22 protein-coding genes are annotated in these 21,758 nt (G+C 72.6%); 8 read left to right on the plus strand and 14 right to left on the minus strand.

What is annotated here, in order from left to right; all coding sequences use genetic code 11:
- Positions 1–8: 8 nt before the first annotated feature.
- From ACGFQ9_RS33235 to ACGFQ9_RS33250, 4 genes are all read right to left on the minus strand, one after another.
- Entirely contained in the window at positions 9–680 is a 672-nt protein-coding gene (locus tag ACGFQ9_RS33235) for a response regulator (RefSeq protein WP_393579079.1), read from the minus strand.
- Complete coding sequence (locus ACGFQ9_RS33240) at positions 677–2,035, minus strand: sensor histidine kinase (protein WP_393579081.1); 1,359 nt, start codon at positions 2,033–2,035, stop codon at positions 677–679. Before ACGFQ9_RS33240 ends, ACGFQ9_RS33235 begins: the two co-directional genes overlap by 4 nt.
- Before the next feature lie 86 nt (positions 2,036–2,121).
- Entirely contained in the window at positions 2,122–3,126 is a 1,005-nt protein-coding gene (locus ACGFQ9_RS33245; protein ID WP_393579082.1) for a hypothetical protein, read from the minus strand.
- An 80-nt stretch (positions 3,127–3,206) separates the two neighbouring features.
- Entirely contained in the window at positions 3,207–3,977 is a 771-nt protein-coding gene (locus tag ACGFQ9_RS33250) for an IclR family transcriptional regulator (protein WP_393579083.1), read from the minus strand.
- Positions 3,978–4,117: 140 nt separating this feature from the next.
- Here ACGFQ9_RS33250 and ACGFQ9_RS33255 point away from each other — a divergent pair, with 140 nt between their 5' ends.
- The 4 genes from ACGFQ9_RS33255 to ACGFQ9_RS33270 all read left to right on the plus strand — a co-directional run bounded on the left by ACGFQ9_RS33255 (position 4,118) and on the right by ACGFQ9_RS33270 (position 7,505).
- Positions 4,118–5,644: an aldehyde dehydrogenase (NADP(+)) gene (locus tag ACGFQ9_RS33255; protein ID WP_393579085.1), complete on the plus strand. Its 1,527-nt coding sequence runs from the start codon at positions 4,118–4,120 to the stop codon at positions 5,642–5,644.
- Positions 5,645–5,686: 42 nt separating this feature from the next.
- Positions 5,687–5,914 (plus strand): hypothetical protein, encoded by a 228-nt coding sequence (locus tag ACGFQ9_RS33260; RefSeq protein ID WP_393579087.1) that lies wholly within the window; start codon positions 5,687–5,689, stop codon positions 5,912–5,914.
- A gap of 83 nt (positions 5,915–5,997) precedes the next feature.
- Positions 5,998–7,194 carry a TerD family protein gene (locus ACGFQ9_RS33265; RefSeq protein ID WP_393579089.1) on the plus strand — a complete coding sequence of 399 codons (1,197 nt, stop codon included), beginning with the start codon at positions 5,998–6,000 and terminating at the stop codon, positions 7,192–7,194.
- Positions 7,195–7,319: 125 nt separating this feature from the next.
- Positions 7,320–7,505 (plus strand): hypothetical protein, encoded by a 186-nt coding sequence (locus ACGFQ9_RS33270; RefSeq protein WP_393579091.1) that lies wholly within the window; start codon positions 7,320–7,322, stop codon positions 7,503–7,505.
- Positions 7,506–7,555: 50 nt separating this feature from the next.
- Here the strand turns inward: ACGFQ9_RS33270 and ACGFQ9_RS33275 are convergent, their stop codons facing one another.
- Both ACGFQ9_RS33275 and ACGFQ9_RS33280 read right to left on the minus strand, forming a co-directional pair.
- Complete coding sequence (locus tag ACGFQ9_RS33275) at positions 7,556–8,995, minus strand: alkaline phosphatase PhoX (protein WP_393579093.1); 1,440 nt, start codon at positions 8,993–8,995, stop codon at positions 7,556–7,558.
- 279 nt (positions 8,996–9,274) lie between these two features.
- Positions 9,275–10,762 carry a hypothetical protein gene (locus ACGFQ9_RS33280; protein ID WP_393579095.1) on the minus strand — a complete coding sequence of 496 codons (1,488 nt, stop codon included), beginning with the start codon at positions 10,760–10,762 and terminating at the stop codon, positions 9,275–9,277.
- Positions 10,763–11,011: 249 nt separating this feature from the next.
- Between ACGFQ9_RS33280 and ACGFQ9_RS33285 the strand changes: the two genes are divergently transcribed.
- Both ACGFQ9_RS33285 and ACGFQ9_RS33290 read left to right on the plus strand, forming a co-directional pair.
- Positions 11,012–12,868 (plus strand): endonuclease/exonuclease/phosphatase family protein, encoded by a 1,857-nt coding sequence (locus ACGFQ9_RS33285; protein WP_393579096.1) that lies wholly within the window; start codon positions 11,012–11,014, stop codon positions 12,866–12,868.
- A 238-nt stretch (positions 12,869–13,106) separates the two neighbouring features.
- The gene (locus tag ACGFQ9_RS33290; RefSeq protein WP_393579098.1) at positions 13,107–13,391 is read left to right on the plus strand and encodes a hypothetical protein; all 285 of its coding nucleotides are present in this window, start codon (positions 13,107–13,109) and stop codon (positions 13,389–13,391) included.
- Between the two features lie 92 nt (positions 13,392–13,483).
- On the opposite strand, the gene dapD is transcribed toward ACGFQ9_RS33290, so the two are convergent.
- Together dapD and ACGFQ9_RS33300 are read right to left on the minus strand one after the other, a co-directional pair.
- Entirely contained in the window at positions 13,484–14,467 is a 984-nt protein-coding gene (gene dapD / locus ACGFQ9_RS33295; RefSeq protein WP_393579100.1) for a 2,3,4,5-tetrahydropyridine-2,6-dicarboxylate N-succinyltransferase, read from the minus strand.
- 9 nt (positions 14,468–14,476) lie between these two features.
- Entirely contained in the window at positions 14,477–15,703 is a 1,227-nt protein-coding gene (locus ACGFQ9_RS33300; protein ID WP_393579201.1) for an MFS transporter, read from the minus strand.
- 101 nt (positions 15,704–15,804) lie between these two features.
- Between ACGFQ9_RS33300 and ACGFQ9_RS33305 the strand changes: the two genes are divergently transcribed.
- Entirely contained in the window at positions 15,805–16,683 is an 879-nt protein-coding gene (locus ACGFQ9_RS33305) for a winged helix-turn-helix transcriptional regulator (RefSeq protein WP_393579102.1), read from the plus strand.
- 45 nt (positions 16,684–16,728) lie between these two features.
- On the opposite strand, the gene ACGFQ9_RS33310 is transcribed toward ACGFQ9_RS33305, so the two are convergent.
- Together ACGFQ9_RS33310 and ACGFQ9_RS33315 are read right to left on the minus strand one after the other, a co-directional pair.
- Entirely contained in the window at positions 16,729–17,277 is a 549-nt protein-coding gene (locus ACGFQ9_RS33310; RefSeq protein WP_393579103.1) for a TetR/AcrR family transcriptional regulator, read from the minus strand.
- Positions 17,277–17,597, minus strand: a complete 321-nt coding sequence (locus tag ACGFQ9_RS33315) for a DMT family transporter (protein ID WP_393579105.1) — start codon at positions 17,595–17,597, stop codon at positions 17,277–17,279. Before ACGFQ9_RS33315 ends, ACGFQ9_RS33310 begins: the two co-directional genes overlap by 1 nt.
- A gap of 98 nt (positions 17,598–17,695) precedes the next feature.
- Here ACGFQ9_RS33315 and ACGFQ9_RS33320 point away from each other — a divergent pair, with 98 nt between their 5' ends.
- A complete protein-coding gene (locus ACGFQ9_RS33320; RefSeq protein ID WP_393579106.1) occupies positions 17,696–18,793 on the plus strand; it encodes a hypothetical protein in 1,098 nt (365 codons plus the stop codon).
- Between the two features lie 77 nt (positions 18,794–18,870).
- On the opposite strand, the gene ACGFQ9_RS33325 is transcribed toward ACGFQ9_RS33320, so the two are convergent.
- From ACGFQ9_RS33325 to sufC, 4 genes are read right to left on the minus strand one after another with little or no spacing between them, the layout of a single operon-like run.
- Positions 18,871–19,215 (minus strand): metal-sulfur cluster assembly factor, encoded by a 345-nt coding sequence (locus ACGFQ9_RS33325; RefSeq protein ID WP_393579108.1) that lies wholly within the window; start codon positions 19,213–19,215, stop codon positions 18,871–18,873.
- Positions 19,212–19,685: a Fe-S cluster assembly sulfur transfer protein SufU gene (gene sufU, locus ACGFQ9_RS33330; RefSeq protein WP_393579110.1), complete on the minus strand. Its 474-nt coding sequence runs from the start codon at positions 19,683–19,685 to the stop codon at positions 19,212–19,214. The genes ACGFQ9_RS33325 and sufU overlap by 4 nt, the downstream gene beginning before the upstream one ends.
- 51 nt (positions 19,686–19,736) lie before the next feature.
- Positions 19,737–20,993: a cysteine desulfurase gene (locus tag ACGFQ9_RS33335; RefSeq protein WP_393579112.1), complete on the minus strand. Its 1,257-nt coding sequence runs from the start codon at positions 20,991–20,993 to the stop codon at positions 19,737–19,739.
- Positions 20,990–21,754 (minus strand): Fe-S cluster assembly ATPase SufC, encoded by a 765-nt coding sequence (sufC, locus tag ACGFQ9_RS33340; protein ID WP_393579113.1) that lies wholly within the window; start codon positions 21,752–21,754, stop codon positions 20,990–20,992. The genes ACGFQ9_RS33335 and sufC overlap by 4 nt, the downstream gene beginning before the upstream one ends.
- Positions 21,755–21,758 lie beyond the last annotated feature (4 nt).

The raw sequence follows: 21,758 nt of genomic DNA on the forward strand, positions 1-21,758 counted from the left end.
CGTCCTGCTCACCCGCCGGCCCGTGCCGCCAGGAACCCTCCCTCGTACGCGGCGATGACCGCCTGGGTGCGGTCCCGGGAGCCGGTCTTGGCCAGCACCCCCGCCACATGGGTCTTGACCGTCTGCGGGCCGACGCCGAGCCGCGCGCTGATCTCGTGGTTGGACAGCCCGCCGGCCATCAGCTTCAGCACGTCCGCCTCCCGGTCGGTGAGCCGGGCCACCCAGGCGGCGGCCGGCGGCCGGGCGGCCGCCGAGTGCCGCGCGGCCAGGTCCCGGACGGCGGCCGGGAACAGCAGCGAGTCCCCGCGCGCGACCAGCCGGACCGCGGCCACCAGGTCCTCCGGGTCGGCCCGCTTGAGCAGGAAGCCGGCCGCGCCGGCGCGCAGCGCGTCGTACACGTAGGCGTCGTTCTCGAAGGTGGTGACGACCACGATCCGGGGCGGCTCCTCCATGGTGGCGAGGATCTGCTCGGTGGCCCGTATGCCGTCGATGCCGGGCATCCGGACGTCCATCAGCACCACGTCGGGGGCGAGGGAACGGACCACGGAGACGGCCTCGGGCCCGTCCGCGGCCTCGCCGGCCACCGTCAGGTCCGGCTCGGCCTCCAGGATGACCCTCAGCGCGGTCCGCACCATGCGCTCGTCGTCGGCGAGGACGACGCGCAGCGGCGGGCGGCTCATCGGTGACCCCCCGCGGCATCCACGGTGACGTCCGCGCCGGCGTCCCCGGTGGCGCCCACCGTGGCCCCCGCGGCCCGCTCGCGGTCGGCGCCGGTGAGCGGGAGGACCGCACGCAGCCGCCAGCGGCCCTCGCGTTCCCCCGCTTCCACGGTGCCGCCCAGCAGCGCGGCCCGTTCGGCGGTGCCGTGCAGCCCCCGGCCGCCGCCCGTGCGCTCCGCGCGTCCGCCGGACCGCTCCGGCCGGTTGGTCATGGTGATCTCCAGTTCGCGTCGGTCCTGCTCCCCCGGTGCGGACCGGACGGCCATGCTCAGCTCGACCGGCCCCTTCCCGTGTTTCATGGCGTTGCTCAGTCCTTCCTGGACGATCCGGTACGCCTCCCGCGAGACGATCGCCGGGAGCTGCTCCCAGCTCCCGGACGGCCCCGGCCGCTGACGGTCGGCCACCGGGGTTCCGGCGGCCCGGGTCCGGTCCAGCAGTCCGGCCAGGTCGGTGTGCAGGGTGGGCGCGGGCGCCATGCCCGTGCCGACCGCGTCCCCGTCCCGCAGCAGACCCAGTACGGCGTCCAGCTCGCCCACCGTGCGCCGGGTGGTGTCCTCGATCGCGGCGAGCGCCTCGCGGACGAACTCCGGGTCGGTGTCCAGCACCCGGCGGGCGGCCACGGCCTGCAGGGTGACCGCGCTCAGCGCGTGCCCCACCGCGTCGTGCAGCTCCCGGGCCAGCCGGTTACGGACGGCCAGGTCGGCGGCCCGCTCCTCGGCCGCGGCCAGCCGGTCCGCCGGGGTCGGCCCGAGCAGCACCGGTGCCATGCGGGCCAGCAGCGCCCCGGCACCGGCCGCGCACAGCACCACCACGGCCATCAGAGCCAGCCCCAGGAACGGTGCGAGGTACGGCGAGGCCTGGCTGCCGACCCAGCCGAGCCCGAACTCCGCCCGCCGCAGCCGGGACACGAACGGCACCGCGAACAGCACCACCGCCATGGGAGTGGCGGCCAGCGTCATCCCGCTGACCAGCGCCCCGAGCCCCAGGTGCAGGGTCCACCAGGCGGAGGTCCGCCCGCGGGCCGCCCGGCTGCGGGCCGGTCCGTCCGCCAGCTGCTCCCCCGGCACCCCGCACAGAGCCCGTACGGCGGTCACCGACATCGGCCGGACCAGTGCGAACAGTCCGGTGACGGCGGCGAGCGGCAGGGCCATCGCGTACGCGGCCAGGAACAGCGGGAAGGAGGCGAAGGCACTGCTGCCGTCGGACACCAGCGAGACCGCCACCGAGCCGACCATGAAGTACGGCATGAGCAGGGCGCCGCCGAGTATCTGGTGCACCCAGCGCAGCCGCGCCCGGCCACCCAGCAGTCGTCTCATCTCATCCCCCCTCTCATCGCCCCGCCACCCCGATCCCACACCGTCCCGGTCCCCCTCGTCCCGACCCGCCGGCCCGTCCCGCCGGCTCAGCCGGTGCGGCGGGTGGTGAAGAACCGGGTCAGCACGGTCGCCACCAGCAGGCCGGTGATCATTTGGCCAGCGTAGGCGAGATGCAGCAGGGCCGCCGGGTCCTTCGCGGGATCGTCCGACGGGCCCAGTGCGGCGATGCTCAGCCAGGCACCCCAGCCCGCCGCCGCCGAACCGCCCACCCAGGCCAGGGCCAGCGGTCCGCGCACGTTCCGTCGCCCGCCGCGGGCCAGCAGCAGCCCGCCTGCCGCGCCGGACAGCGCGCACAGCGCGTTCACCACCGCCATCACCACCGAGTCCGAGGACCAGTGCGCGATCTGCTCGGCGCTCAGACCGGCCGTGCCGCCCGCGGTCCAGTAGAGCTGCACGCCGGTGAAGGCCAGTGCCCCGGCCGCCCCGGCCGCCGCCACCGCGCGTATCCGGCCGCTCATCGGCGCCCCGGCGGACCCCTGCCACAGCCGCCCCCACCGCTCCCTCGCGTAGGGGACGAACAGGCCGATCAGGGCGAGCGCCTGGAGGGAGAAGCCCGTGTAGACCACGTTGTACACCCACGGGTCGAGGAACGGCTCGGCCGCCGCCGCCTGCGCCGCGTCCGGCCCGCCGCCGAGCATCCGTATGAGCGTCACGCCGGGGAACCCGAACACGATCGGGGTGAGCAGCCCCGTGGCGGTGAACACCGGCACCGCCATCAGCCAGGAGGGTATGCGCCGCCCCCACGGCCGGGTGAGGGCCAGGACGATCACCACGAGCAGGGCGTCCATCAGCAGGGTCGCCGCGTTGGCGACGGTGAAGAACACGCCCGGTTCCAGCAGCATGCTGCCGTCCGGGATGCCGATCCGGCTCCCCGACAGCCAGGCGGCCTTGAGGGTCAGGTAGGGCAGCGTAGCCGCGACGGCGACGAAGCGCAGGGTCCGGCGGACGGCGCCCAGCGGAGCAGCCGCGGTGGCGGCGGCAGGGGCGGGGGCGGCGGCCCGGTGCGTCTGGTTCACGTATCCCGTGGTCATGACTCAACGATCGCCACGGCGGACCCGCCGCACCTCCCCCTTGAAGGGGAACCCGCTCCCCCATGCGGGGGAGAAAGCACTCACATGCGCCGGGCCACCATCGCCAGCCGGTCCCGAGCCTCGAACAGCGCCCTCCTGATCGTCTGCTCGTGCTCGGTGGTCAGCCGGGCCACCGGCACCGAGCAGCTCACCGCGTCCCGGGCGGGCCTGCGGTACGGCACGGCCACCCCGAAGCAGCACAGCCCCAGGGTGTTCTCCTCGCGGTCGACCGCGTACCCCTGCTCCCGCACCAGCGCCAGCTCCTCGATCAGCTGCTCCCGGTCGGTGAGGGTGTGCTCGGTGACCGCCTCCAGCCGCTCCGGCAGCAGCCGCCGCACCTCGTCGTCGGTGTGCGTGGCCAGCAGCGCCTTGCCGAGGGCCGTGGAGTGCACCGGCAGCCGCCGGCCGACCCGGGTGAACGGCCGGAGGTAGTGCTGGGACTGCCGGGTCGCCAGATAGACCACGCTGGTGCCGTCCATCCGGGCCAGGTGGATGGTCTCCGTGGTCTCGTCCGACAGCCGGTCGAGGGTGGGCCGGGCGGCCGCCACGACCTCGTCCCCGTCGATGTACGAACTCCCGACGAGCAGGGCGCGTACGCCGATCCCGTAGCGGGTCCCGGTCGCGTCGGTCTCCACCCAGCCCAGGTCCACCAGGGTGCGCAGCAGCATGTACAGACTCGACTTGGGCAGTCCCAGGTCGTTCTGGATGTCGGCCAGGCTGTGCAGTCCCGGCCGGGCCGCGAAGTGCTCCAGCAACAGGACCGTACGGACGGCCGACTTGACCGGTGTGGCCGCCGACTCGGCTGTGGTCATCGACTGCTCTTCCCCTCTGACGCCCTCTGTCGCCACTTGTCACCTTCAGGACGCGGAAATAGAGTCCGCAGCGGCAGCGATCATTCATCCACCGGAACGGCGTTCAGAATACTGAACGACCGACCCAGGAGGCAGTGGGCATGGCAGCGAAACCAGTCTGGAGTGTGGACCCCCGCACCGGGAAGCAGCGGGCGCAGGTTGCGGTGGAGGCCACACCCCGGGAGGTCGACGCCGCCGTTCGGGAGGCCCACGCCGCCCGCGCCGCGCTCACCGACCGCACCGCCCGGCTCGCCTTCCTGCGGACGGCGGCCGACCTGCTCGACGGGGCCGCCGACCGGATCGTGGAGACGGCCGACTCCGAGACCGCCCTGGGCGCCGCCCGCCTCACCGGCGAGCTGGCCCGCACCACCTACCAGTTCCGCGCCTTCGCCGACGCCGTCGAGGAAGGCTCGTACCTGGACATCCGGATCGACCACGCCGACCCGGGACTGACCCCGCCCCGCCCCGCGCTGCGCCGTTACAAGGTGCCGCTCGGCGTGGTCGCCGTCTACGCCGCCTCCAACTTCCCGCTGGCCTTCTCGGTGCCCGGCGGCGACACCGCCAGCGCCCTCGCCGCCGGCTGCCCGGTCGTGGTCAAGGCCCACCCGGACCACCCCGCCACCTCCGAACTCTGCGGAGCGCTGCTGCGCCGGGCCGCCGTCGCCGCCGGGCTGCCCGCCGACGTGGTCGCCGTGGTCCACGGCTTCGACGCGGGCCTGGAGCTCATCCGGCACCCGCTGGTGGCCGCCGCCGGGTTCACCGGTTCCATCCGGGGCGGCCGTGCGCTGTTCGACGCGGCCGCCGCCCGGCCCGTCCCCATCCCCTTCCACGGCGAACTCGGCTCCCTCAACCCCGTCGTCGTCACCCCGGCCGCCGCCGCCGAGCGCGCCGAGGAGATCGGCGCGGGCCTCGCCGCCTCGGTGACCCTCGGCGTCGGCCAGTTCTGCGTCAAGCCGGGCCTGGTCCTGGTGCCCGGGGGAGCGGACGGCGACCGCCTCGCCGACACCCTGGGCAAGACGCTCGGCGAGACCGCCCCCGGGGTGCTCCTCGACCACCGGATGCGCGAGAACTTCCTCACCGGGGTGACCGAGCGGACCGCGCTGCCCGAGGTCACCGCGCCGGTCCCGGCCGGTCCGGGCGACGGGCACACCGTCGGCGCCGGCTACCTCTCCGTACCGGCCGGCCTGCTCACCGATCCGGCGTACGGGGTGCTGCTCGAGGAGTGCTTCGGCCCGGTGACGGTGCTCGCCCGGTACGCCGGCCAGGAGGAGGCGGGCGCGGTGCTGGACCGGCTCGGCGGGAACCTGAGCGCCACCCTGCAGCTGTCGTCCGCGGAGGCGGACGGCGGCCCGGGCCCGGCCGCCGAGCTGATCGGCCGGGTCACGGCCCTGGCCGGGCGGGTGGTGGTGAACAACTGGCCGACCGGGGTGGCGGTGGCCCCCGCCCAGCACCACGGCGGCCCGTACCCGGCCGCGACCTCGCACTCCACCTCCGTCGGCGGCACCGCGATCGAACGCTGGCTGCGCCCGGTGGCCTACCAGTCGGTGCCGGACCCGCTGCTCCCGCCGGAGCTGCGGGACGCCAACCCGCTCGGGCTGCCGCGCCGCACCACGACGGCCGCCCCGTAAACCCGTTGCCTGCCCCGCCACGCGCGGGGCAGGCTTCGCCGCATGCCGAGAGCCACCGGATTCACGTACGAGCAGCGCGGCGACGGAACCGTCGTCATCACCCACCGCGGCCGCGCCGCCACGACCCTGCGCGGGGGCCGGGCGGCCACGTTCCTGGCCGAGGTCGGCTCCGGGGACGAGCAGCTGGTCATGGCCCGCTGGACCGGGTCCTACAAGTTCGGCAACGAGCGCACCGCCAGGAACCACCCGCGGAACGCCGGCCGCCGCTGACCACACCCCCCGGACGGCCGCAGACCACCGAAATGTCCCGCGGGTAAGGGAACGGCAAAGGCACTCCGCTCGTTTGACCCGGCATGACCGCCATGACCCCTGGTTCGAACCTGCCGCTCAACGCCGTCCGGGTGACGGTCGACGTGGCCGCTCCGGTACGGCTCGACGTATCGGGGCTGCTGCTCGCCGCGAACGGCAAGGTGCGTTCCGACGCCGACTTCATCTTCTACAACCAGCCGTCCGGGCCGGGTGTCAGCTACCGCTCCGGCGGCGGGGCGGCGCCCGACTCGATCACCGTGGACACCTCCGCCCTGCCGCCCGGCATCGAGCGGATCGTGGTCACGGCCAGCCCGGACGCCGCCGGGCAGACCTTCCAGGGCATCGAGCCCACGGCCACCGTGCGCAATGCGGACGACAGCGGTGTCATCGCCACCTTCACCCCGCCGCAGCTGGCCACCGAGACCGCCCTGGTGGTCGTCGAGGTCTACGTGCGGGGCGGCCAGTGGAAGGTGCGGGCGGTCGGCCAGGGCTATGCCAACGGGCTGGCCGGGATCGCCACGGACTTCGGCGTCTCGGTCGACGAGGAGCCGGCCGCACCCCCTGCGCCGGCGCAGCCGCAGGCCCCGGCACAGCCCCCCGTTCCGGTGCAGCCCCCGGCCCCGGCGCAGCCCCCGGCCCCGCCCGCACCCGCCCCCGGCACGGGGAAGATCAACCTCGACAAGGGCCGGGTCAGCCTGCAGAAGAACCAGACGGTCTCCCTGGTCAAGGGCGGCAAGCCGCTGCTCTCCAAGGTCAAGATGGGTCTCGGCTGGGAGCCCGCGCACCGCGGGCGGAACATCGACCTCGACGCCTCGGTCATCGCGTACGGCCCCCAGCGCAATCACCTGGACAGCTGCTACTTCGGCCGGCTGTCCATCCTCGGCGGCTCGGTCAAGCATTCGGGTGACAACCTGACGGGTGAGGGTGCCGGGGACGACGAGGTCATCGTGGTGGACCTCGGCCGGCTGCCCGCCGAGGTCACCGGTCTGGTCTTCACCGTCAGCTCCTTCACCGGCCAGAAGTTCACCGACGTGGCCAACGCCTACTGCCGCCTGATCGACGCGGCGACCGACGAGGAGCTGGTCCGCTTCGACCTCACCGGCGCCGAGCCGCAGACCGGGGTGATGATGGCCAAGTTCATCCGCCAGTTCACCGGCGAATGGGAGATGACGGCCATGGGCCAGTTTGTGAAGTCCCGCACAGTGCGCGACCTGGTCAAGCCGGCCGCCCAGGCCCTCTGAGCAGGTGGGCGGGGTGCGGGCTCAGCCCGCGGCCCGCCCGGGGGTGACCCTCCGTGGGCCCTTCGTGACCCATACCACCCTCAAACCGGAGGTACCTGTCCGTGCCCACCCGTAGCCTTGGAAGCATGTACGAGACACCACCGCCCGCGGGTCCCGCGCGTCCGTCCGCCGCCGAGGCGAACGAGGCGATACGGCACCTCGTGGAGAGCCGGGCGGAGGGCGAGGAGTGGCCCGCGGAGGCGTACGAGTTCCTGCTCGCGGAGTGGGCGGCCGCCCACCAGGCCGAAGTGGCGGGCAGCGCGGCCCAGTGAGCCCCGCCCGCCCGCCGCGCTCCCGGTGAGCGGCCGCCGGCCGTGCCGTGTCAGGCCCGGCGCCGCCAGGGCCCGGTGATGGCCACCAGGATCCCCGGCTCCTGGATGCCCGCGAACAGGGTGCGTCCGTCCGGTGAGAAGCAGACCCCGGCGAACTCGGAGTACTCGGGCTCCTCCGCCGTACCGATGTTCAGCTCGTTGCGCGCCAGCGGATAGGTCCGCCCCGACTCGGTCGCCCCGAAGATGTGCTGCAGCCCGTCACCGTTCTCGGCGATGACGAGCCCCCCGTACGGGGAGACGGTGATGTTGTCCGGACCGTCGTGGGCGCCGGGCCCGGAGGGGTCGGCGTTCACCCCGAGCAGCACCGTCAGCCGGACGGTGCGCCGCTTGGGGTCGTAGAACCACACCTGGCCGTCGTGCGCGGCGCCCGGACTCTCCTCCCGTGCGTAGGAGGAGACGAAATAGGCGCCGCCGTCCCCCCACCACATGCCCTCCAGCTTGCGTCCCCGGGTGACCGCCCCGTCGGCGAACTGCTTGCGGACCGGTGTGGTCCGGGCGTCCCGGTCGGGCACCTCCACCCAGTCGACCCCGTACACGGTGCCGATCCGGGTCGCCCGCGAGAGGTCGTCCACCAGGCGGCCCGCGCTGTCGAAGCACTTGGCCGCGGCGAGCACGCCCGCGTCGTCCGCGAGGGTGCGCAGCCTGCCGCGCCCGTGCCGGAAACCGGCCGGCGGGGTCCAGCGGTAGAACAGGCCGTTGGGGCCGGCCGCGTCCTCCGTGAGGTAGGCGTGACCCCGCTTGGGATCGACGACCACGGCCTCGTGGTCGTACCGGCCCAGCGCCTTGACCGGCTCGGGCCGCAGGTTCGCCCGGCGGTCGTGCGGGTCGACCTCGAAGACGTAGCCGTGGTCCTTGGCCATCCCGTTCTCGCCGGCCAGGTCGGAGTTCTCCTCGCAGGTCAGCCAGGTCCCCCAGGGGGTGGCGCCGCCCGCACAGTTGGTCGACGTACCGGCTATGCCGACCCATTCGGCGACCTCGCCGCCGGGCCGTAGCTCGACCACCGTGCAGCCGCCGGCCGCCCCCGGGTCGTAGACCAGGCCCTCGGCGAGCGGCACCGGGTGCTCCCAGTCGGACCGGGGGCCCTTCAGCTCGTGGTTGTTCACCAGCAGGGTGACCCCCCGGTGGCCGGCGAAGGCGGCCGTGCCGTCGTGGTTCGAGGGGGTGAACTCGCCGGACTCCAGACGGGTGACACCGCTGTGGGTGAGGACCCGGTACGAGAATCCGGCGGGCAGGGCCAGCAGCCCGGCCGGGTCGGGCAGCAGGGGCCCGTAGCCGGGTGCGCAGGGCCGACCCCGCTCGTCGCGGAGGGTGCTGTCGTCGGCGGCCAGCGCCCCCGGGGCGGTGGCGAGGGCTCCGACCGTTCCGGTGAGGGCGACGCCCGCCCCGGCCAGGGCGGTACGGGCGGCGAAGTCTCTGCGGCTGAGCGGCATCGAATCTCCTGAGGTGGGGAGCTGGTGCGCGGTCGTGCGGGCGGCGCACCACCTCCCGCGGACATGAACGGGGGCTGAATTCCCGCCGAATGCCCGGATTCCCCCCTCCGGCTGATGGAATGGCCGAGTCCAGTCGCATAAACGACCTATCTCCGCCGCATAAGCCTCATCAACCTCATCGGTCGCACCGATCGCATCGGTCGCATCAGCTCCACTCTGGACGCCGCCGACGCCGTCCCGGTCCAGGCCCGGCACCGTCCCGGCGCAGCCGCCGCGGCGTCAGTGGTGCCTGGAACGCGCCTTGAACGCGGCCTTGCGGGCCTCCTTCGCCGCCGTACGGTCCGGGTGCAGCCGGCCCATCGCCTCCAGCACCTCGGCGGTCGCGGGGTGTTCCACCCGCCAGACCTCGTCGAAGAAGCCGGTGTGGCGGTCGGTCAGGTTCGCCATCAGGCCGGACAGGTCCTCGGTCTCGCCACCCGCGGCGAGCTGGGCCGCGATCGTGTCCACGGTCAGCCAGAACACCACGGCACCGTCCGGCGCGGGCACGTCGGCCGCGCCCTGCTCGGCGAGCCACACCCGGGCCAGGCCGCCGAGTTCCGGATCGGCGAGCACCCCGCGGACCGCCGGCTCGGCCACCGCCCCGGCCAGGGACAGCGCCTGCTGGCAGCGCAGCCTGCGCAGCGGGCCGCCCTCGTCCGCGCCGCGGGCCGCCGCCAGCAACTGCGCGACGGCCTCCGGCAGGTCCCCGCCCTCCCGGCGGGCGAGCCACAGCTCGATCTCGGCCTGGGCGGCCGGCTCGGCGAAGCCCGACACCGCGTCGAGCAGCGCTTCCGCGCCCTTCTCCGCGAGGTCACCGATCGCCGGCGCCTCGACTCCGGCGTCCAGCATCCGGCTGCGGATGCCGTACAGGCCGAGCGGGGTGAGCCGGACCAGCCCGTACCGGGAGACGTCCTCCTCGGCCCCCTCCGCCTCGCCGAACCCGCCGAGCTCCTCCTCGTCCGCCTCCGCCAGTAGCTCCTCGTCCACCGGCCGGAACTCCACCAGTCCGATGGGCTCCAGCTGCCGGAACTGGTCATCCAGCCGCATCATCGCGTCGGACACCCGCTCCAGCACCTCCTCCGTCGGCTCGCCCATCTCCTCGGGCACCACCATGGACGCGGCGAGCACGGGCAGCGGCACCGGCGCGTCGCCCGCACCGCCCTCGGCGACGGTGAGCAGGTAGAGGTTGGCGAGGACCCCCTCCAGGAAGTCCGCCTCGCGCTGCGGGTCCCAGTCCAGCTGGTCGAAGTCGATGCCGCCGCCCGCGTCCAGCGCGTCGACCAGGTCGTCCAGGTCGGGGACGGCTGCGTCGGCGATGACCGAGTCCAGCGCCGCCAGCCACAGGTCCAGTACGTCCGCCGGGGCGCCACCGGTCACCAGGGCGAGGTCCTCGCCGGGCTCGGCGCTGGCGAACCCGCCCTCGTCGGCATCCCGTTCCACGTCTTCCGGTTCGGTCACCTCGACGAGTCCGGCGTCGACGGCGACCCGCCACGCCTGGCTCGCGTGCGCCGGTCCGTCCGGGTCCGTGCCGAGGCCGAGCACCTCGGCCGCCTGCGGCAGCTGCTCGTCGAGGAGTTCGCCTCCGGCGCCGACCCGGGTCGCGGGTCCGGCCCAGCGGGCCAGCCGAACAGCGTGGGACAGCAGGGGCGCCGAGAGGGCCGTACGGGCCAGTTCCGCCTCGGAGTGCAGCCGTACCGGCGGCAGCGTTTGGCGCGGCTGTGCGGACATGGGAGGTCTCCTCGCGGAACAGGAACCAGCAGGTGGGGGGTCAGTGCGGTCCAGAGTAGACGCATTCCGGACCCGTCCGGCCGAGCGGAGCCGTCGGTTCATCCGACAGTCAGACGCCGTATTCCCTGGAGGCCTTGACAAGTTCCGCACCCACACAGGACATTGACGCGCGTAGATCTCAGCCATTTTTCCTGACGATCGCACCGCCACTCCGTTTTTCCCTCATCCAGTACCCGGAGTTCCCTGACCATGCGCTCCTCCCACACCCGTTCCGCCGCGGTCGCGGCCGTCGTGGCCACCGCGCTCGCCACCGGCCTCCTCGCGGGCACCGCCGACGCCGCGGACACCGCGGCCGCCGCCGACGCCGCGTCCGCCGGACCGGTCCGCATCCACGACATCCAGGGCGCCACACGCATATCGCCCCTGGCCGGCAAGCAGGTTGCCGACGTCGAGGGCATCGTGACCGGCGTCCGGACCTACGGCTCGCGCGGCTTCTGGATGCAGGACCCGGACGCCGACGACAACGACGCGACCAGCGAGGGCGTCTTCGTCTTCACCAGCAGCGTCCCGACCGTCGCCGTCGGCGACGCGGTCAAGGTCTCCGGCCTGGTCGGCGAGTACGTCCCCGGCGGCCTGAACTCGGGCAACCAGTCGGTGACGCAGATCTCCAAGCCCACCGTGACCGTCCTCTCCTCGGGCAACCAGCTGCCCGAGGCCGTGCTCATCAACGAGTACTCGGTGCCCTCCGAGTACGCCCCGGCCGGCGACCCGGCCGCCGGCGGCAGCATCAACGGCCTGACCCTGGAGCCCGGCCGCTACGCCCTGGACTACTACGAGTCCCTGGAGGGCACCAACGTCCGCATCGGCACCTCCCGGGTCGTCGGCGCCACCTCCCCGTACGCGGACCTGTGGGTCACCGTGAAGGGCTGGGAGAACCCGACCCGCCGCGGCGGCACCCTCTACAGCTCCTACGAGTCCCAGAACACCGGCCGCCTGATGGTCCAGCAGCTGACCCCGCTGGCCCAGCAGCCCTTCCCGGTGGCGAACGTCGGCGACAGGCTGACCGGCACCACCGAAGGCCCGCTCGACTTCAACCAGTTCGGCGGCTACACGCTGACCGCCCGCACCCTGGGCACCGTGGCCTCCAAGAACCTGCAGGCCGAGAAGACCAAGCCGCAGGCCGAGGGCGAGCTCGCGATCGCGACGTACAACGTCGAGAACCTGGACCCGAGCGACCCGCAGGAGAAGTTCGACGCCCTCGCGAAGGCCGTCGTCGAGAACCTGGCCTCGCCCGACATCCTGGCGCTTGAGGAGATCCAGGACAACACGGGCGCGAAGAACGACGGAATCGTTTCCGCGGACCAGACCCTGACCAAGTTCACCGAGGCCGTCAAGGCCGCGGGCGGCCCGGCGTACCAGTGGCGGACCATCGACCCCGAGAACAACAAGGACGGCGGCGAGCCCGGCGGCAACATCCGCCAGGTGTTCCTCTTCAACCCGGAGCGGGTCTCCTTCACCGACCGCGACGCCGGCAACGCGACCACCCCGGCCGGTGTGCTGCAGGACGGCGGGAAGGCCGCCCTCACCCACTCCCCCGGCCGGATCGACCCGGCGAACGCGGCCTGGGAGGCCAGCCGCAAGCCGCTCGCGGGCGAGTTCGTCTTCCGTGGCCGCACGGTCTTCGTGATCGCCAACCACTTCGGTTCGAAGGGCGGCGACGAGGGCCTGACCTCGCACCACCAGCCGCCGGCCCGCCCGTCGGAGACCAAGCGGCTCCAGCAGGCGCAGGCGGTCAACGGGTTCGTGAAGGAGATCCTGGCCGCCCAGAAGAACGCGAACGTCGTCGTCCTCGGTGACATCAACGACTTCGACTTCTCGGACACCACCAAGGCGCTGGCGGACGGCGGGGCCCTGTACCCGGCGATCCAGTCGCTCCCGAAGTCCGAGCGCTACTCGTACGTCTTCCAGGGCAACTCGCAGGTGCTGGACCAGATCCTGACCAGCCCGGCGATCAAGAAGTTCACGTACGACAGCGTGCACATCAACGCCGAGTTCGCCGACCAGAACAGCGACCACGACCCGCAGGTCCTGCGCTTCCGCCCGTAGTCACGACGGGCGGAAACGGGGCCCCGGCCGCCGTCTCGGCCGGGGCCCCGTCCCATTCCCACACCCGTCCCCGTCCCCGTCACCACTCCCACTCCCACTCCGGGACCTTGGGCCCTGGCGGAATACCACCGCACCGGTGGCGTGATCCTGACCACATCCGCCCACAGCGGGTGTTTTGTGGTGTTGAGTGGCTCCACGCACGATCTTGCGCCGCCCGCACTCCCCCCGGAGGCTCCTCGTGTTCCCCTCCATACCCCTCGCCCAGGAAATCGGCCTGGCCGTCCTGTTCACGGCCGCCGTCGCCTGGCTCCTCGGCCTGGGCCACATGCTGCGGGACCGACGCTTCCACCACCCCGAGCCGGCCACCGCCGCCCCGGCCGAGGGACTTCCGGCGATCCCGGTGATCCCGGTGATCCCGGGCCAGCGCACCGCCGCCGCCCACCCGATGGAGTCCGTCGAGCTCACCGAGGCCGAGAAGCAGGCCTTCGCCGGCCTGGTCCGCAGGATCTCCCCCCAGCGCTGACGCGGGGGCACACAGGACGCAGACGGGAAACGCCCTCCCGCGGCGCAGGCCGCGGGAGGGCGTTTCCCGTACCGGTGGTCCGACCCCGCGGGTCAGTTGTGGCTGTGCAGGACCTCGTTGAGGCCGCCCCAGTTCGCCTTGTACGGGCGGGCCTCGACGGCGCCGGTCACCGAGTTGCGGCGGAAGAGGATGTTGTCGGCGCCGGAAAGCTCCAGGGCCTTGACGACCTGGCCGTCCGGCAGGGTGACCCGGGTGCCGGCGGTGACGTACAGGCCCGCCTCGACGACGCACTCGTTGCCCAGCGCGATGCCGATGCCCGCCTCGGCGCCGATCAGGGTGCGCTCGCCGATCGAGATGATCTGCTTGCCGCCGCCCGACAGGGTGCCCATGGTGGAGGCGCCGCCGCCGATGTCGGAGCCGTCGCCGACGACGACGCCCGCGGAGATCCGGCCCTCGACCATGGAGGTGCCGAGGGTGCCGGCGTTGAAGTTGACGAAGCCCTCGTGCATCACGGTGGTGCCCTCGGCGAGGTGCGCGCCGAGGCGGACGCGGTCGGCGTCGGCGATGCGCACGCCCTTGGGGGCGACGTAGTCGGTCATCCGCGGGAACTTGTCGATCGAGGTGACCTGCAGGTGCAGGCCCTCGGCGCGGGCGTTCAGGCGGACGGTCTCGACCTGGTCGACGGCGACCGGGCCCAGCGAGGTCCAGGCGACGTTGGCCAGCAGGCCGAAGACGCCGTCCAGGTTCTGGCCGTGCGGCTTCACCAGGCGGTGGCTCAGCAGGTGCAGGCGCAGGTACGCGTCGTGGGCGTCCAGCGGCTTGTCCTCCAGGGAGGCGATCACCGTGCGGACGGCCACGACCTCGACACCGCGGACGGCGTCCGAGCGGATCGCCCTGGCGGCGGCCGCGCCCAGCAGCTCCACGGCCTGGTCGGCGGAGAGGCGCTCGGTGCCGGCCGGGGCGGCCGGCTCCTCGACCAGCTCGGGGGCCGGGAACCAGGTGTCGAGAACGGTGCCGTCGGCGGCGATGGTGGCAAGTCCGGCGGCGACGGCGCCGGTGGTACGTGTAGCAGTCATACGGGAAACCTAACCGGGGACGGCCTGCCGTCGCGAACCGGTCTCATGTGCCGGTCGTGTCGCCGGCCGCGCCGGCCGCCCGCCCACCGCCAGGACGGCCGCTCCGGCCCCCGCCGCGAGCAGGGCGCACACCGGCCAGAGCAGGCCCGGGGCCGACGCGTAGAGGGTGCCGCCCAGGGGTGCGGCGAGCACCACTCCGCTGACGGAGACCCCGGCGTACAGGCTCTGGAAACGGCCGACGGCGTGCTCGGGGGCCTCGTCGGCGACGTAGGCGGTGGCGGTCGTCTTGTAGAGGATCTCGCCGAGGCTGAGCAGCACCATCATGGTGACGGCGGTGGCGGTGCCGACGCCCAGCAGCAGGGCTCCGTATCCGGCGCCGACCAGCAGCAGTCCGGTGCCGACGACCCGCAGCGGCGGCCGGTTGCGCAGGGCCACGGCGGCGGGCAGCTCCAGGAGCAGGATCACCAGCCCGTTGAGCGCGATGATCAGGCCGAAGGCTTCCACGTCCAGGCCGTGGCCGGCGAGGACCACCGGGAAGGTGGAGTACTGCTGGCGGTAGACCACGTCCGTCACCAGGATCGCGCCGAGCAGCACCAGCAGGGCGGGCCGGGCCCGGAGTTCGGCAAGGATCCCGCGGCCCCGTCCCCGGTCCGGGGCCGCGGGAGTCTTCACGGCCCCGCGGGCCGGGACGACCCGGGCGGTCCAGAGCGCCATGGCCAGGGTGCCCAGTCCGTCGGCCACGAACAGCCAGCCGTACGAGAGACCGGTCGCCATCAGCGCGCCCAGCGGCGGCCCCAGGGCGAAGCCGCCGTTGGAGGCGCAGCGCACCACGGCGAAGGCCTGCCGGCGGGCCCCCTCCGGGACGATCACCGCGACCAGCGCGGAGTTCGCGGCGCGCAGCACGCCGAGGGCGTACTGGGCCACCGGCAGGGCGGCGTACAGGGCCGCGGTGGACAGCAGGGGAAGCAGGGTGAGGACGGCTCCGCCGAGTACGGCCGCGCCGAGCAGCACCCGGCGATGGCCGAACCGGTCGCCGAACCAGCCGCCGGTGAAATTCCCGGCCACCGTGCCGAGGCCGCCGATCCCGCTGACGAGTCCCGCCTCGGCCGGGCCCAGCCCGCGCGGCCCGGTCAGGTACACGAAGACGAAGACGAAGGTGAACGCGGCGACGGCATTGACGAACGTCCCGACCGAGAGCAGCCAGACCGCTCTCGGTACGTCCCTGAACCCTTGCAGCACGGCGCCCCCCACGGATCAACGAGTCAGTTCCTTTTGGGAACTGACTATGCCAACATGGCAGCCTCGGGTCAACGGACGACGGATGGAACGGAACGGCGATGGCCCAGCGCACCCGGCTCGACGACGCCGACTGCTCGATCGCCCAGGCCCTGGACGTGGTGGGCGACTGGTGGACGCTGCTGATCGTGCGCGACGCGGCGCGCGGCATGCACCGCTTCGAGGACTTCCAGCGCGAGCTGGGGGTGTCCCGGAAGGTGCTCGCCGAACGCCTGCGGCTGCTGGTGGAGGCGGAGGTCCTGGTGCGCGAGCCGTACCAGGACCGCCCGGTACGGCACGCCTACCGGCTGACCCCGCGCGGGCGCGCGCTGCTTCCGGTCCTGGTCGCCCTCCAGGACTGGGGAGACACCTGGATCCTGGGAGAGGGAGAGATGACGGCGACCACGGAGGCGGCCTCGCGGGAGGCGGCCCGGGTGCACGGACTGCGCGGGACGCGACTGCCGGACCTGCTGCTGCCGGACCGGTTCGGGGGGATGACCGATCCGGTGGCGGCGGACACGGACTTCACCGTCCTGTACTGCTTTCCCGGCGCCTACGCGCGCGCCGAGGCGTACCCGCCCGGGTGGGGCTCGATCCCCGGGGCGCGCGGCTGCACCTTCGAGTCCTGCACCTACCGCGACCAGCTCGCCGAATTCACCGCGGCCGGCGCGACCGTGTACGGGGTGTCCACGCAACGCCCGGACGAGCAGCGGGAGTTCGCCGAGAAGGAGGGGCTGCGGTTCGCGCTGCTCTCGGACGCCGAACTGGGCCTGACCGCGGCGCTCCGGCTGCCCACGTTCCGCGCGGCGGGGGTCAGCCGGCTGAAGCGGCTGACGCTGGTGGTGGGGCGGGACCGGGTGGTCCGGGAAGTGCTGTACCCGATCCAGGACATCGAGGCGAGCGTGACGGCGGCCCTGGCCGCGGTCCGCGCGGCCGTCTGACGGGCGCGGTCCGCGCCGCCGCCCGACGGGCCCACCCGGCGGACGTCAAGCCCGCAGCACCCGGGCCAGCACCTCCCGGGCGTACTCCTCGTCGTACGGCATGTCCGTGAGCAGCACCTGCAGGGTGATCCCGTCCAGCACCGCCACCAGCGCCCGCGCCGTGGCCGGGTCGGTACGGGCGGCCAGGGCGCCGGCCATGGCCTCGCACCACTCCGCCGCGACCGGGCGTAGGGCCGGGCGCCGGAGCGCGGCGAGGTAGAGCTCGTACTCGAGTTCCGCCCGGCCGCGGTCCGCCGCGAGGAGCTCGCCGAGGAAGCGGGCCAGCGCGGACGGCAGGTCCGCGGCGGGATCGGACAGCACGGGGCTCGCCGCGACGGCCGCGGCGAAGCCCTCGTTCGCCCGGCGCAGGGCCGCCACCAGCAGCTCGTCCAGGGTCCTGAAGTGGTACGTGGTGGAGCCGAGCGGTACGTCCGCCTCGGCGGCCACGCTCCGGTGGCTCAGCCCGGCGATGCCCCTGGCCCCGACCACCCGGATCGCCGCGTCGATGATCCGGTCGCGCCGGCCGGGGTCGTAGCGGCGGACGGCGCCGGCCATCAGTGCGCCCCGCCGAGGTTCAGCAGGACCACTCCGGCGATCACCAGGACGATTCCGGCGATCTTGGCTGCGGTGGCGGTCTCACCGAGGAAGAGCACGCCTATCGCCGCGATCGCGGCGGTGCCGACGCCCGCCCAGATGGCGTAGGCGGTGCCCACCGACATGGACTTCAGGGTCTGCGCGAGCAGGGTGAAGGCGAGCAGGTAACCCACTGCCGTGCCCAGCGAGGGCCACAGCTTGGTGAAGCCGTCGCTGTACTTCATGGCGGTGGTCCCGGCGACCTCGGCGGCGATGGCCGCGGCAAGCAGTACGTAAGGCATGCGTACGAGCGTACACAACGATATGTACGACCGTACGTAAAGCTGAGGGATAGGGTGTCCAGGCACATCAGGGGACGGGACGCACAACGGAGTAGGACGTGTCACAGAACGAGGGGGGCTTCCCCGAACAGCCTGGCGAGCCGTACGCAGAACCGCAGGCCCACTGGGGCGGCGCATGGGTGCCGCCCCTGCCGCCGCAGCCGGGGGTGATCCCGCTCCGCCCGCTGGACCTGGGCGACGTCTTCAACGGGAGCTTCAACACCCTGGGCCGCCACTGGAAGCAGATCACCGGCTTCGTGCTGGCCGTGCAGTCCGCCATGCTGCTGGCCGTGGGCGCCCTCGTGGCGCTCGGTATCGCCCTCACCCACAGCCATCTCGACGGTGTCTTCGACCTCGACCACGGGCAGGACCCGTCCCCGGACGACCTCAACCCGGTGCTGGCCACCTTCATACCGCTGGGCCTGGTGGCAGCGGTCGCCGTGGTCTGGGTGCTGGCGCTGACCAACGCGGGCCTGACCGCGCTGCTCCAGGAGGCCGTGGTAGGCCGGCCGCTCACGGTCGCCGCGATGTTCGCGCGCGCCCGGCACCGCGCCTGGTCGGTGGCCGGCGTATGGGTGCTGACCGGTCTGCTCGCCGCACTGCCCGTACTGGTGGCGCTGGCCGTCACCGTGCCGCTGTCGATCGGCACCGGCGAGTCGGACCTGCCCGTGACGCTGTTCCCCGTGGCACTCCTGCTCGGCCTGCCCTACTCGGCGTGGATCTGGATCCGCTACGGCCTGGCTCCGGCCGCCGCCGCGTGCGAGGCACTGGGCCCGGTCACCGCCATGCGGCGTTCGGCGAAGCTGGTGCGCGGCAGCTGGTGGCGGATCTTCGGCACCACCCTGCTGGTCGGGCTGGTGTCCGTGATCTGCGCCTACGTCATCCAGTTCCTGACCGGCCTCCTGGGCTTCGCGCTGATGCTCCCGGCGCTCGGGGTGGTCGGCTCGGGAGCCGACGACACGGCGGCGGGGCTCCTCGTCCTCATCGGCGGCTACCTGTTGATCTCGCTCGTCGGCAACACCCTCGGGCAGGTCTTCTTCCCCACCCTGCCGCAGCTGGCCACCACGCTCCTCTACGTCGACCAGCGCATCCGCCAGGAGGACCTGGTCTCCGGCCTCCTCGCGGCCGCGTCGGCGGAGCAGCAGCCCCTGCGCTGAGTCACGGCTCACCGCATACGACGAGGCCCCCCGGCACTGGGTGCCGGGGGGCCTCGTCGTATGTACGGCAGGCAGGCTCAGACGTTGAACCCGAGCGCGCGGAGCTGCTCGCGGCCGTCGTCCGTGATCTTGTCCGGACCCCACGGCGGCATCCAGACCCAGTTGATCCGGAGCTCGCTGACGATGCCCTCGGTCGCGGACTTGGCCTGGTCCTCGATGACGTCCGTCAGCGGGCAGGCCGCCGAGGTGAGCGTCATGTCCAGGGTCGCGATGTTCGCGTCGTCGATGTGGATGCCGTAGATCAGCCCCAGGTTGACGACGTCGATGCCCAGCTCGGGGTCGACCACGTCGTAGAGGGCCTCGCGGACCTCCTCCTCCGTGGCCGGCTTGATGGACGCCTCGGGCGCCGCGTTCTCCGTCATGCCGACTTCCTCTCCGCTCCGTCACCCAGGGCCTCCAGGGCCTGGGCCGTCGCGTCCTTCCACGCCATCCAGCTCAGCAGAGCACACTTCACCCGCGCGGGGTACTTGGAGACACCGGCGAACGCGACCGCGTCCTCCAGCACCTCCTCCATCGCCTCGTCGGGCTCGATCTTCCCCTTGGACTGCATCAGCTCCAGGAACGTCTCCTGGGTCTTCTGCGCCTCGGCGACCTGCTTGCCCACCATCAGCTCGTTCAGCACGGACGCGCTGGCCTGGCTGATCGAGCAGCCCTGTCCCTCGTACGAGACGTCCGTCAGCGTCCCGTCGTCGTACTTCACGCGCAGCGTGATCTCGTCACCACACGTCGGGTTGACGTGGTGCACCTCGACGTCACCCTCGCGCAGGCCACGCCCGTGCGGGTGCTTGTAGTGGTCCAGGATCAGTTCCTGGTACATCGAATCCAGCTTCACAGCGCCCTCGTCGTCCTGTCCTCGTCGCCTCGTGGTCCTCGGTCGGCCCGGTCAGCCGAAGAAGTTCCGTACGTGCTCCAGCCCGTCGATCAGCGCGTCGACGTCCGCCGGAGAGGAGTACAGGTAGAACGACGCTCGCGTGGTCGCCGGAATTCCGTACCGCAGGCAGACCGGGCGCGCGCAGTGGTGTCCCACGCGGACCGCGATGCCCTGCTCGTCCAGGACCTGGCCGACGTCGTGCGGGTGGATGTCGCCGAGCACGAAGGAGATCGCCGCGCCGCGGTCCTCGGCCGTGGTGGGGCCGATGATCCGCAGGTCGGGAACCTCCTGCAGACGCTTCACCGCGTACTCGGTGATCGCGTGCTCGTGCGCGGCGATGCGCTCCATGCCGATCGAGGTCAGGTAGTCCACGGCCGCGCCGAGGCCGACGGCCTGGGCGATCGGGGGCGTGCCCGCCTCGAACTTGTGGGGCGCCGGGGCGTAGGTGGACGAGTGCATCGAGACGGTCTCGATCATCTCGCCGCCGCCGAGGAACGGAGGAAGGTCCTCCAGCAGCTCCTGGCGGCCCCAGAGGACACCGATGCCGGTCGGGCCGCACATCTTGTGGCCGGTGAAGGCCACGAAGTCGGCGCCGAGGGCCTGCACGTCCAGCGGCATGTGCGGGGCGGCCTGCGAGGCGTCGATCAGCACCAGGGCGCCGACGTCCTGCGCCCGGCGGACGATCGCCTCGACCGGGTTGACCGTGCCCAGGATGTTGGAGACCAGCGTGAAGGAGACGATCTTCGTCTTCTCCGTGATGACCTCTTCGATGTTGGACAGGTCGAGCCGGCCGTCGTCGGTCAGGCCGAACCACTTCAGCTTCGCTCCGGTGCGCTGCGCGAGCAGCTGCCACGGGACGATGTTGGAGTGGTGCTCCATCTCCGTGATGGCGATCTCGGTTTCGCGGTCGACCCGGTAGGGCTCGTCGGCCCATCCGAGCATGTTCGCGACCAGGTTGAGCGACTCGGAGGCGTTCTTGGTGAAGATCACCTCGTCGCGGCTCGGCGCGTTGATGAAGGCGGCCACCTTGTCGCGGGCGCCCTCGTACAGTGCCGTGGCCTCCTCGGCGAGCACGTGCACGCCGCGGTGCACGTTCGCGTTGTGCCGCTCGTAGTAGGCGTTCAGCGCGTCGAGCACCTGGCGCGGCTTCTGCGAGGTCGCCGCGTTGTCCAGGTAAACGATCTTCTTCCCGTCGTGGACCACACGATCCAGCAGGGGGAAGTCCTTGCGGATCGCCTCGATGTCGAGGAGGCCAGGCAGCTGTGTCACGCGGTCGCGCCACCCTTCACGTACTTGTCGTAGCCCTCGGCCTCCAGCTGGTCGGCGAGCTCGGCGCCGCCGGACTCGGCGATACGGCCGTTCGCGAACACGTGCACGAAGTCGGGCTTGATGTAGCGCAGGATGCGCGTGTAGTGGGTGATCAGCAGGGTGCCGACCTCACCGGTCTCGCGGACGCGGTTGACGCCCTCGGAGACGATGCGCAGGGCGTCGACGTCCAGGCCGGAGTCGGTCTCGTCGAGGATCGCGATCTTCGGCTTGAGGAGCTCCAGCTGGAGGATCTCGTGGCGCTTCTTCTCACCGCCGGAGAAGCCCTCGTTGACGTTGCGCTCGGCGAACGCGGGGTCCATGGAGAGACGCTCCATGGCCTCCTTGACCTCCTTGACCCAGGTACGCAGCTTGGGGGCCTCGCCGCGGATGGCGGTGGCCGACGTACGCAGGAAGTTGGAGACCGAGACACCGGGGACCTCGACCGGGTACTGCATGGCGAGGAAGACGCCGGCGCGGGCGCGCTCGTCGACGGACATCTCCAGGACGTCCTCGCCGTCGAGGGTCACGGTGCCACCGGTGATGGTGTACTTCGGGTGACCGGCCAGCGAGTAGGCCAGGGTGGACTTGCCCGAGCCGTTGGGGCCCATGATGGCGTGCGTCTCGCCCTGCTTGACGGTCAGGTCGACGCCCTTGAGGATCTCGCGGGAGCCGTTCTCCGTCTCGACGGAAACGCGCAGGTCGTTGATTTCAAGCGTTGCCATGGGT

The sequence above is a fragment of the Streptomyces sp. NPDC048603 genome (assembly GCF_043199475.1).
GTDB lineage: Bacteria > Actinomycetota > Actinomycetes > Streptomycetales > Streptomycetaceae > Streptomyces.

Excerpts from the sequence above, each read along its gene's own strand:
- ACGFQ9_RS33235 (WP_393579079.1), bottom strand. The coding sequence starts at position 680 with ATGAGCCGCCCGCCGCTGCGCGTCGTCCTCGCCGACGACGAGCGCATG.
- ACGFQ9_RS33240 (WP_393579081.1), bottom strand. The coding sequence starts at position 2,035 with ATGAGACGACTGCTGGGTGGCCGGGCGCGGCTGCGCTGGGTGCACCAG.
- ACGFQ9_RS33245 (WP_393579082.1), bottom strand. The coding sequence starts at position 3,126 with ATGACCACGGGATACGTGAACCAGACGCACCGGGCCGCCGCCCCCGCC.
- ACGFQ9_RS33250 (WP_393579083.1), bottom strand. The coding sequence starts at position 3,977 with ATGACCACAGCCGAGTCGGCGGCCACACCGGTCAAGTCGGCCGTCCGT.
- ACGFQ9_RS33255 (WP_393579085.1), top strand. The coding sequence starts at position 4,118 with ATGGCAGCGAAACCAGTCTGGAGTGTGGACCCCCGCACCGGGAAGCAG.
- ACGFQ9_RS33260 (WP_393579087.1), top strand. The coding sequence starts at position 5,687 with ATGCCGAGAGCCACCGGATTCACGTACGAGCAGCGCGGCGACGGAACC.
- ACGFQ9_RS33265 (WP_393579089.1), top strand. The coding sequence starts at position 5,998 with ATGACCGCCATGACCCCTGGTTCGAACCTGCCGCTCAACGCCGTCCGG.
- ACGFQ9_RS33270 (WP_393579091.1), top strand. The coding sequence starts at position 7,320 with ATGTACGAGACACCACCGCCCGCGGGTCCCGCGCGTCCGTCCGCCGCC.
- ACGFQ9_RS33275 (WP_393579093.1), bottom strand. The coding sequence starts at position 8,995 with ATGCCGCTCAGCCGCAGAGACTTCGCCGCCCGTACCGCCCTGGCCGGG.
- ACGFQ9_RS33280 (WP_393579095.1), bottom strand. The coding sequence starts at position 10,762 with ATGTCCGCACAGCCGCGCCAAACGCTGCCGCCGGTACGGCTGCACTCC.
- ACGFQ9_RS33285 (WP_393579096.1), top strand. The coding sequence starts at position 11,012 with ATGCGCTCCTCCCACACCCGTTCCGCCGCGGTCGCGGCCGTCGTGGCC.
- dapD (WP_393579100.1), bottom strand. The coding sequence starts at position 14,467 with ATGACTGCTACACGTACCACCGGCGCCGTCGCCGCCGGACTTGCCACC.
- ACGFQ9_RS33305 (WP_393579102.1), top strand. The coding sequence starts at position 15,805 with ATGGCCCAGCGCACCCGGCTCGACGACGCCGACTGCTCGATCGCCCAG.
- ACGFQ9_RS33310 (WP_393579103.1), bottom strand. The coding sequence starts at position 17,277 with ATGGCCGGCGCCGTCCGCCGCTACGACCCCGGCCGGCGCGACCGGATC.
- ACGFQ9_RS33315 (WP_393579105.1), bottom strand. The coding sequence starts at position 17,597 with ATGCCTTACGTACTGCTTGCCGCGGCCATCGCCGCCGAGGTCGCCGGG.
- ACGFQ9_RS33325 (WP_393579108.1), bottom strand. The coding sequence starts at position 19,215 with ATGACGGAGAACGCGGCGCCCGAGGCGTCCATCAAGCCGGCCACGGAG.
- sufC (WP_393579113.1), bottom strand. The coding sequence starts at position 21,754 with ATGGCAACGCTTGAAATCAACGACCTGCGCGTTTCCGTCGAGACGGAG.